Annotated in this window: 8 protein-coding genes; all 8 read right to left on the bottom strand. The window is 70.3% G+C overall.

Going from position 1 to position 9,710, the window contains the following annotated elements; translation table 11 throughout:
* Positions 1-625, bottom strand: a 625-nt coding sequence (locus HLH21_RS01550; protein WP_182940451.1) for a M20/M25/M40 family metallo-hydrolase, incomplete at its 3' end; no start/stop codon positions are given.
* On the bottom strand, positions 619-2,211 hold the full coding sequence (locus HLH21_RS01545; RefSeq protein WP_182940450.1) for a gamma-glutamyltransferase family protein: 1,593 nt from the start codon (positions 2,209-2,211) through the stop codon (positions 619-621). The genes HLH21_RS01545 and HLH21_RS01550, both read right to left, overlap by 7 nt.
* A gap of 4 nt (positions 2,212-2,215) precedes the next feature.
* The gene (locus HLH21_RS01540) at positions 2,216-3,568 is read right to left on the bottom strand and encodes an AtzE family amidohydrolase (protein ID WP_182940449.1); all 1,353 of its coding nucleotides are present in this window, start codon (positions 3,566-3,568) and stop codon (positions 2,216-2,218) included.
* Positions 3,569-3,576: 8 nt separating this feature from the next.
* Positions 3,577-3,768 (bottom strand): DUF4089 domain-containing protein, encoded by a 192-nt coding sequence (locus tag HLH21_RS01535; RefSeq protein WP_182940448.1) that lies wholly within the window; start codon positions 3,766-3,768, stop codon positions 3,577-3,579.
* Positions 3,769-3,824: 56 nt separating this feature from the next.
* A complete protein-coding gene (locus HLH21_RS01530; RefSeq protein ID WP_182940447.1) occupies positions 3,825-5,279 on the bottom strand; it encodes a SidA/IucD/PvdA family monooxygenase in 1,455 nt (484 codons plus the stop codon).
* Positions 5,280-5,543: 264 nt separating this feature from the next.
* Positions 5,544-6,461 (bottom strand): LysR family transcriptional regulator, encoded by a 918-nt coding sequence (locus tag HLH21_RS01525; protein ID WP_246378997.1) that lies wholly within the window; start codon positions 6,459-6,461, stop codon positions 5,544-5,546.
* 23 nt (positions 6,462-6,484) lie between these two features.
* Complete coding sequence (xdhC, locus tag HLH21_RS01520; protein ID WP_182940446.1) at positions 6,485-7,315, bottom strand: xanthine dehydrogenase accessory protein XdhC; 831 nt, start codon at positions 7,313-7,315, stop codon at positions 6,485-6,487.
* A gap of 11 nt (positions 7,316-7,326) precedes the next feature.
* Positions 7,327-9,684: a xanthine dehydrogenase molybdopterin binding subunit gene (gene xdhB, locus HLH21_RS01515; RefSeq protein WP_182940480.1), complete on the bottom strand. Its 2,358-nt coding sequence runs from the start codon at positions 9,682-9,684 to the stop codon at positions 7,327-7,329.
* Positions 9,685-9,710 lie beyond the last annotated feature (26 nt).

Below are 9,710 nucleotides of genomic sequence, written 5' to 3'. Positions count from 1 at the left end.
GATCCTCGGCCTCCAGCACCGGGCCCTGCTCGATATGGGCCTCGACATAGGCCACGATCTCGTCCCGCCGCCGGGCGGCGCCGGCCAGCTGCGCGACATCCAGCCCGAAGGACGCCAGGGCTTCGGCCAGCGTGGTACCCGCCCCGTCGCGCAGGTCCAGCTCCTGCCCGTCCAGCGCGCCCGCGACGGCGCGGGTCGCCAGCATCGAGACGGGAAAGCGCGAGCCCTCCTCGTCGCCGAAGCCGATCACCTCGATGGCGAAGGCAAAGCGCCGGCCCCGCGCGGCGAAGCCGGCCACCGCCTCGATGCCCAGCACCACGCCCAGCATGCCGTCATAGCGCCCGCCGTCGCGCACGCTGTCGACATGCGAGCCGACCAGCAGCGCCGGCGCGTCCGCGACCAGCCCTTCATAGCGGCCGACGATATTGCCCGCCGCGTCGATCCGCGCCGACATCCCGGCCTCGCGCATCCATGCCGCCAGCCGGTCCAGCGTCGCGCCATGGCCCGCGCCCAGATAGGGCCGGAACAGCAGCCCCGGCTCGTCCGAATAGGGCGCCGCGCCCAGTTCGTCGCACCGCGCAACCGCGCGCGCGCCGGAGGGCGCCCCCGATAGCGACGTCACCATGCCGCCACCGCCCCGTCGCTGCGCGGGTCCGTCGCCCCTTCGATCAGGCCTGAGGGATGCCGCACCAGCGCACCGGCATGGCCCATGGTGGACGTAAACGGCGGCATGCGTTCCAGCGCATGTCCGGCCTGCGCCATCCGCGCGATCATGGCCGGGTCGAAGCGGTCCTCGTATTTCAGGGTCACGCTGTCCTCGCCCCATGTGCGGCCCAGCAGCCAGCGCGGGGCCGTGACCGCCTGCTGCAACGGCACGCCGTAGCGGGCGTACCGGCTGAACACCGCCGCCTGGGTCTGGGGCTGCCCCTCGCCCCCCATGGTGCCGTAGACCATGGTCCGCCCATCTTCGAACCGCGCCGCGGCGGGGTTGAGGGTGTGGAACGGCTTGCGCCCCGGACGCAGGGCATTCCAGCCATCGTCGGCCAGCCGGAAGCTGGAGCCGCGATTCTGCCACATCACGCCCGTACGCGGCAGGACGACGCCCGACCCGTACTCGAAATAGACGCTCTGGATCATGCTGACGGCGACCCCATCGGCATCGACGGCGCCCATCCAGACCGTGTCGCCGGCCTGCGACGGATGCGGCCATGGGGCGGCCACCGCCGGGTCGATGGCCCGCGCCATGGCGTCGAGGCGCGCCGTGTCGTCCAGGATGTCCTGCGCCCCGACCGTCATGAAGGCCGGATCGCCGACATGGGCGTCGCGATAGCGGAAGGCCTGCTTCGTCGCCTCGACCAGGCCATGGACATGGTTGAACCCATCGACCTGCCCGGCGCGCAGGCGGTCGAACAGCGCCAGAATCAGCAGCGACGCGACACCCTGGGTGGGCGGCGCCATGTTGAACAGGCGCGCCCCGTCGATATCGACATGCAGCGGCGGCCGGGAAAGCGCGCGGTGCGCCTTCAGGTCGGCCAGGTCCAGCGGGCTGCCCAGCGCCCGCAGGTCCGCCGCCATGTCGTGGGCCAGCGCCCCGCGATAGAACGAGTCCAGCCCATCGGCGGCCAGGCGTCGGAAACTTTGTGCAAGCGCCTGATTGTGAAGAATATCGCCAGCGTCGGGCAGGCGTCCGTCCGGCAGGAACGTATCGCTGAAGCCGGGAACGCCGTCCAGTTCGCCGATCTTGGCCCGCGTGATGGCGGCCCCCCCTTCCGTCATGGGGACGCCCTGTTCGGCATAATAGATGGCGTCGCGCAGCAGGCGATGCAGCCCCAGGCCGGGCTGCGTCGCCTGGCTCCATGACAGGGCGAGGTCCCAGCCCGACACCGTGCCCGCGACCGTGTTGGCCGCCAGGGGGCCGCGCCATGGAATCGAGGAGACACCGGCCGCCTGATAGAACGACAGGTCGGCACGGGCCGCCGCCGCGCCGCAGGCGTCGATGCTCGCGGTACGGCCATCCGGCCACAGCACGAGCCAGAACCCGTCGCCGCCGATGCCCGTCATGTGCGGATAGACGACCGCGAGGGCGGCGGCCGTGGCCACCACCGCCTCGATCGCCGTGCCGCCGTCCTTCAGGACGTCCAGCCCGGCCTGGCTGGCCAGGTGATGCGGGGACGTCACCATCCCGCGCAGGGAACGCGGCGTGTGCAGCATGGCGCTACCGCCCCTTCGCCGGCAGCGGGACCCGGCCGGCCAGGCCCGCGCGTTCCAGTTCGGCGGCGATCGCGAACAGGGCGGCCTCGCGCCCCGGCGCCGCGACCAGTTGCAGGCCCAGCGGCAGCCCCCCCGTACCCGCCAGCGGCGCGCTGAGGATCGGCACCCCGGCAAGGCTGAGCGGCTGGGTATACAGGCCGAGATTGGCGCGCGCCGACACGTTCTGCCCGTCCACCACGATGGTCGGCTGGTCGATGCGCGGGGCCTCGCCGACCGTCGCGGGGGCGATCAGCACGTCCACATTGCGGAACGCGGCATGGATCTGCGTCCGGAACCACGACCGGAACCGATGGGCCTGGATGACCGTCGTGGCCGGCAACAGCGCGCCCGCGAACAGGCGGTCGCGCGTCGCCGGGTCATATTGCGACGCATGACGCCGCAGGCGCGGCAGATGCAGATTGCCCCCCTCGGCGGCGGTTATCAGGAACGACGCCGCCCTGGCCCGCGCGACCTCGGGCAACTGCACGGTCTCGGCCCCGCCCAGATGCGCCGCCACCGCGTCGATGGCGCGCGCCAGCGGTTCGGACACATTGTTGGCGAACCAGCCGCCCAGCCGCCCGACCCGCAGCGTGCCGACGGGCGGAAGATCCGGCATCGCGGCGCCGTACATCGTCTCGTAGACCAGGCGCAGATCTTCCAGCGTCCCCGCGAACGGGCCCACGACATCCAGGCTGGCGGCGAAAGGATAGGCGCCCTCGCGCGGAACGGTGCCGAAGGTGGGCTTCAGCCCCCAGACGCCGCAGAGCGACGCCGGCACCCGGATCGACCCGTTGGTGTCCGACCCCAGCGCGAACGGCATCAGGCCGGCCGCCACCGCCGCCGCCGACCCGCCGGACGACCCGCCGGCCAGCCGGGCCAGGTCGTGCGGGTTGCGCGTGATGCCGTGATGGGCATTGTCGGTGGCGAATCCGTAGGCGAATTCGTCCATGTTCAGGCTGGCGACGGGAATGGCCCCCGCCGCCCGCAGGCGCGCGACCACGGTGGCGTCATGCGTCGCCGGACGGGATTCGCGCAGGACGACCGACCCCGCCGTCGTCACCTCGTCGACGACATCGAACAGGTCCTTGACCCCGAACGGCACGCCGGCCAGCGGGCCGGGATCGTCGCCGGCGGCGATCTGCCGGTCGATCTTCTCGGCCGCGGCGACGGCGGCCGGGCCGAAGATCCGGGTCACGCTGTTGATCCGGGTATCGCGGACCTCGATATCGGCGATGACGGCGGTCACCGCGATCACGGCGGTCGTCCGGCCGGCGCGGATATCGGCGGCCAGTCTCATGGCGCTGGGGATTTCCGTCATGGGGCCGCTCATGGCTGGTAGTCGAACGCGGGTTCGCACGTGTCGGGCAATGCGAAGCCATTGACGAGGTCGGCGTACTGCCGAAGCAGGTCCCGATTGACCAGCACGCCCGGCAGGCAGGATTCGGGGATCGTCACCCCGATATCCCGCGCCAGGGCCGTGACGAACGCCCGCGCCGGATCGTCGTGAGTCTCGCTCATGGATATATCCTCATTCCGTTTGGCGCGCGCCGCCGGAGGGGCGCGCGCCGAACGGATCATGCATCCGGAGGATCGAGGCTGACCAGTTCCGGTGTCGTGTAATTGAGCAGGCTGTCCAGATGATACGCGCCGTCGGCGACGAACAGGTCGCGCCCCAGCCCCCGTGCCAGCCGTTCCACGCCGAAGCGCATGCCGCTGATGGACGCACCGGACAGGCCCATGCTGGGTGTGGCGCCGAAGGTGAAATTATGGATATGCGCCAGCATCGGCGCCAGCGGGTCGGCGGCGTCGCGCGGCAGGAACTGGTAGCTGTCGCCCAGATAGGGGTGGGCGGCCAGCAGCGCGCTGTCCTCGCCCTCGGGCGGGGTGAAACGGTCCTGCCACAGGGCCACCGAACCGGCGAAGGACGCCGTCTCCGGCCGGCGCCCCAGGTCGGTGGCGAAGCCGGTGCCGATGATGACGAAATCGAACCGCTTTTCGCCGTCGGGCGTTCCCACCACGACGTCCCCGCCCTCCATCCGCGCCGCCGTCCAGCCGCAGCCGGTGTGGTAGGAGAAGGTCGGATGCCGGCGACAGCGCCAGAACGTGTCCTGCGGCGGAGGCTGGTTAAGATCGTAGATCTGACGCATGAACCGCCAGCGCAGCACGTCCGGCAGAGACGGGAAATGCGCCAGGAAGCCGGTGTTTTCCATCCACCGGTAGGGGTTGACCGACGGAATCACCTTGCGGCGCAGGCACAGCGCCACCGAGGCCGCGCCGGCCTCCAGCGCGGTCGCGGCATTGTCGAAAGCCGACGCCCCGGCGCCCAGGACACCGATCCGCTTGCCCTTCAGGGTGGCGAAATCAATCGGGTCGGACGTGTGGGCGTAACGGTCGCGCGGCAGGGCATCGCGGATGAAATCGGGGACATGCCACGCCCCGTTGCCGTCGATACCCGTCGCCAGAACCAGCTTCCGCGCCCACTGGCGGTATTCCCGACCCGCCGAATCGCGAAATGTCAGCCGCAGCAGGCCGTCGTCCCACTCGACATGCTCGAACGACCGGTCGTTTTCGACCGGAAGGTCCAGCACCGCGCGATACCAGTCCAGATAGGCCTGCCAGTCCTCCCGGGGGATCTTGTCCAGGTCCTGCCACGCCTGCGCGCCGTAGCGGGCCTCGTACCACGCGCGCGGCGTCAGCGCGGGAATCCCCAGGTCCGGACCGGTCACGTATTTCGGGGTCCGCAGCGTAATCATGCGGGCGAAGGTGATCCACGGCCCCTCGCCGCCGCGCGGGGCGCGGTCGAAGATGCGGACATTCGTGATATTGCCGCGCTGCAGGGCGAACGCCGTCGCCAGCCCTCCCTGGCCCGCGCCGACGATCGCGACATCCAGCACGGGCGCGCCCTCGCGGGACAGGCGCGGTGTCCAGGCATGGCGCGGATAGTTGATGATATCGAGGTCACGGCGGACCGCGGCGTTCAGCGCCGCCAGCCCCCCTTCCACCGAAAGAGTTTCGCTATCGGCGGCCATCGCCACGCCTCCCTGACTGTGTCCCCGGTCCTTGAAGCGTGCTGCGAGGCCTACGCTCCACCACCCTGTTTTTTCCGAATATCTTCCTGCGTTCCACCGCAATCCGATCTGTCCGGACGGCCGGTCCGCGCCCCCCGGCACGGACCGGCGTTCCCACTCGCACCATCCTGACGTCGAAACTATCCGGGGGCGTCGGTGTTTCGTCCAGTATAATAAAATGACCAATCCGTTGTGAAATCGACAACATGATGACCGGTCGGCCCATCACCGCCGGGCGACGGTTTCCAGTTCGTGCAGGGCGTCGCACACCTGGGTAATCAGCATGTCCAGTGCCGGCGGCAGCCATCGCGCGTCGCGGACATAGACACCCAGATCGGTGGTGGCGCGCGGGTCATCCAGCGGAACATGCGCCAGCATCCCGCGTTCGATCTCGAATTCCAGCGCCAGCCGGGACTGGAAGGCCAGCCCGACGCCCGCCGCCACCATCCGATTGGTCAGCTCGATGGATCCCGTCTCCAGCGCCACGTCCAGCCGGTCGCGCCAGGGGCGCAGCATCGGCTCCATGACCCGGTGAAGCGATAGCGAGTCGGACGGCAGGATCAGCTTGTGGGCCACGCACTCCTCCACCCCCACGGCGTGGCGCGTCGCCAGCGGATGATCGGGACGCATGACGACCCCGACCGGGAAATGGGCGACCGCCACCTGTCGCAATTCATCCGGCGGTTCGAGGGAAAACGCGATTCCCAGGTCGGTCGTGCCCCCGCAGAGCGCCGTGATGATGGCGTCGGGCGATCCGGTTTCGGCCCACAACGCCACATCCGGATAGGTCCGGGCCATGCGCGACAGCAGGCGCGACAGCAGGTCGCCCGCGACGCCCTCCACCGCCATCAGGCTGACGCCGCCGCCGCGCAGGCCGCTCAGGGCCGCGATCTGGTCGTCGGTGCGGGCCGCATCCTGCATGACGGTGACGATATGGCGGGTGACGATTTCCCCGACGGCGGTCAGCTTCATCCCGCCCGGCAGGCGGTCGAACAGCGGCGACCCGATTTCGTCTTCCATCTGCGCGATCTGGCGGGTCAGCGCCGAGGGGGTGACGTTCAACTGCCGCGCGGCCTCGCGGATCGATCCGTTTTCACGCACCGCGTTGAAATACAGGATGCAGCGCGCATGCAGCCGCATCATACGGGCCGTCCTGTCCACCTTCATCACGCGCCCCCTTCCCGGACAGGACGTTCCTGCAACAGGGTCTCGACGATCTCGGCCGCGACCAGGGCGGCGATGATTTCAGGCCGCTTGTCGCGGATGCCGCGATCGCCGACGGGGCAGACCAGGGTTGCGATGCGTTCCTCGGAAAGACCCAGCGTCCGGAACCCCGATTCGAACCGGCGGCGCTTGGTCTTCGACCCGATCAACCCGACATAGCGGAAATCGCCGCGCTCCAGCGCCGCCGCGACGATCAGCGCATCCAGGGCGTGGCTGGGGGTCAGCACCAGCACCCCGGCGCCCGGCGGGGCGGCGGCGATCGCGCCCTCCCAGTCGGCCGTGATCCGGGCCTCCACGCCATCGGGAACCACGCCGAACTCTTCGCCGCGCGGGTCGATCCAGACCAGGCGCAGCGGCAGCGGCGCCAGGGCGCGCGCCAGCGCCCGCCCGACATGGCCGGCCCCGAACAGCAGCAGCGGCGGCCAGGCGGCGCGCACGGCCGCGACCTCGTGCGCCAGGGTGTCGAACACTGCCGGATCGGCGCGCTCGATCCGCACGCGCACCGCGCCACCGCAGCATTGCCCCATGTCCGGCCCCAGGACGATGTCCCGCTCGACGGCCGGTCCACCCGTGGCCAGCAGCATCCGGGCGTCGGCCACGCACTCCCATTCCAGCCGTCCGCCGCCGATTGTCCCGGCCTGCGTGCCTGGTGTCACCAGCATGAACGCTCCTTCCTCGCGCGGAGTGGACCCCCGCGCGGACAGGATGCGAACGTGCGCCACCGGCTGACCATCGGCCAGCCAGCAGCGCATGGCGGACAAGATCTCGTCCATGGCACGGCCGGTCAGGTCGCCTCGCCGCGCAGCCGGGTGGCGGCGCGCAGGATCGCCTCGGGCGTCGCCGGGGCGTCCAGGCGCGGACAGGTGCGATAGCCGTCGATACTGGCCAGCGCGTCGGAGATGGCATGCAGCACCGCGACGCCATGGACGAACGGCGGCTCGCCCACCGCCTTCGACCGGAAGATCGTCTCCTCCTGATTGGGCGCGTGGTCCAGCAGATGCACGTTGAAGACGCGCGGCCTGTCGGAACAGGCCGGGATCTTGTAGGTGCTGGGCGCGTGGGTACGCAGCCGCCCGGCATCGTCCCACACCAGTTCCTCGGTCGTCAGCCAGCCTGCCCCCTGGACGAACGCCCCCTCGACCTGGCCGATATCGATCGCCGGGTTCAGCGACTGCCCCGCGTCATGCAGGATATCGACACGCTCGATCCGCATCTCGCCGGTCAGCAGATCCACCGCCACCTCGGCGCAGGCGGCGCCGTAGGCGAAATAAAAGAACGGCCGGCCGCGCCCGGTTTCGGCATTCCACGAGATCTTGGGCGTCTTGTAGAAGCCGCTGGACGACATCGACACGCGGGCGAAATAGGCGGCCTTCGTCAGTTCGGGGAACGGCACGACGGTCGCGCCGACATGCACGCCGTCGGGCAGGAAGCGCACCTCGTCCGCCGCCACGCCCCACTGCCCGGCGGCGAAGGCGACCAGCCGCTCCTTGATCCGGCGCACTGCGTCCAGCACGGCCATGCCGTTCAGGTCCGCGCCGGACGAGGCCGCCGTGGCCGAGGTGTTCGGCACCTTGCCGGTCGTCGTCGCGGTGATCCGCACCCGCTCGGCCGGCAGGCCGAATTCGCGCATGGCGATCTGCACCATCTTGGTATGCAGGCCCTGGCCCATCTCGGTGCCGCCGTGATTCACCTGCACCGACCCGTCGGTATAGACATGCACCAGCGCGCCGGCCTGGTTGTAATGCGTCGCGGTGAAGGAAATGCCGAATTTCACCGGCGTCAGGGCGATGCCGCGCCGGATATGCGGGCTGGCGCCGTTGGCCGCGCGGATGGCGGCCCGCCTTGCGCGATAGTCGCAGCGTCGCGCCAGTTCGGCCATGATCGGGGCCGCGATCGAATCCTCGACCGTCATGTGATACGGCGTCAGGTCGCGCGTCCCGGTGCCGTAGACGTTGCGTAGCCGGACATCCAGCGGGTCCAGCCCGGTGGCGAAGGCGATGTCCTCGATCACCCGTTCCGCCGCCACGATGCCCTGCGGACCGCCGAAGCCGCGATAGGCGGTGTTCGACTGGGTATTGGTCTTCAGCGGTTCGGAGCGCAGGCGCACGTCGGGGTAGTAATAGGCGTTGTCGGCATGGAACAGCGCGCGGTCCGTCACCGGGCCGGACAGGTCGGCCGACCAGCCGCAGCGCGCGGCCAGCACCATGTCCACCGCCAGGATATGGCCGTCGTCATCGAAACCGACGTCGTAATCCACGACGAAATCATGCCGCTTGCCGGTCATCATCATGTCGTCGTCACGGTCCAGCCGGATCTTGGCCGCGCGGCCGGTCAGTTCCGCCGCCAGCGCCGCCAGGCAGGCCGGGGCGTTGGCCTGGGTTTCCTTGCCGCCGAACCCGCCGCCCATCCGGCGGATTTCCGTCGTCACCAGATTGCTCGGCCGGTCCAGCACATGGGCCACCATATGCTGGGTCTCGGTCGGATGCTGGGTGGACGACCAGACCCGCATCTCGCCTTCCTCGCCCGGCTGGGCCAGGGCTGCCTGCCCTTCGAGGTAGAAATGCTCCTGCCCGCCCATCACGATGCAGCCCGACAGGCGGCGGGGTGCCGCCGCCAGCCCGGCCTCGGCATCGCCGCGCCGCATGGTCAGCGGTCGCCAGACCATGGCGCCACCCGCCGCGCGCGCCTGGGCGACATCGAGAATGGCGGGCAGGTCTTCATATTCGATCCGCGCCAGCCGCGCCGCGCGGCGGGCCTGCCCGCGCGTTTCGGCCACCACGGCGAAGATCGGCTGGCCATAAAACGACACCAGATCGGTCGCCAGCAGGGGTTCGTCGTTCCTACCCACCGGGCTGACCTGGTTGTGGCCGGGGATGTCCGCCGCCACCAGCACCCGGACCACGCCCGGCGCCGCGCGCACCGCGTCCAGGTCCATCGCCACGATCCGCGCATGGGCCCTGGTGCTCAAACCGGGTACGACATGCAGCAGCCCCTTCGGTTCGGGCATGTCGTCGATATAGGTCGCACTGCCCGCGACATGCATCGCGGCACTTTCATGCCGCAGGCTGCGCGACGCCCCGCCGGCGACGATCGCATCCGGGGCAGTCCCCAGCCCGGCGCGCCCGGAGGCATCGCGGGCCATCGGGCGGTCCATGTGCGCGTCGGTGG

Source organism: Gluconacetobacter johannae, from assembly GCF_014174305.1.
GTDB classification, from domain to species: Bacteria; Pseudomonadota; Alphaproteobacteria; order Acetobacterales; family Acetobacteraceae; genus Gluconacetobacter; species Gluconacetobacter johannae.
This window is presented reverse-complemented; position numbering and strand designations above follow the sequence as displayed.

What these genes read in the sequence shown, in the direction of transcription:
- HLH21_RS01535 (WP_182940448.1), bottom strand. Translation starts at nt 3,768, where the DNA reads ATGAGCGAGACTCACGACGATCCGGCGCGGGCGTTCGTCACGGCCCTG.
- xdhB (WP_182940480.1), bottom strand. Translation starts at nt 9,684, where the DNA reads ATGGCCCGCGATGCCTCCGGGCGCGCCGGGCTGGGGACTGCCCCGGAT.
- HLH21_RS01525 (WP_246378997.1), bottom strand. Translation starts at nt 6,461, where the DNA reads ATGATGCGGCTGCATGCGCGCTGCATCCTGTATTTCAACGCGGTGCGT.
- xdhC (WP_182940446.1), bottom strand. Translation starts at nt 7,315, where the DNA reads ATGGACGAGATCTTGTCCGCCATGCGCTGCTGGCTGGCCGATGGTCAG.
- HLH21_RS01530 (WP_182940447.1), bottom strand. Translation starts at nt 5,279, where the DNA reads ATGGCCGCCGATAGCGAAACTCTTTCGGTGGAAGGGGGGCTGGCGGCG.
- HLH21_RS01540 (WP_182940449.1), bottom strand. Translation starts at nt 3,568, where the DNA reads ATGACGGAAATCCCCAGCGCCATGAGACTGGCCGCCGATATCCGCGCC.
- HLH21_RS01545 (WP_182940450.1), bottom strand. Translation starts at nt 2,211, where the DNA reads ATGCTGCACACGCCGCGTTCCCTGCGCGGGATGGTGACGTCCCCGCAT.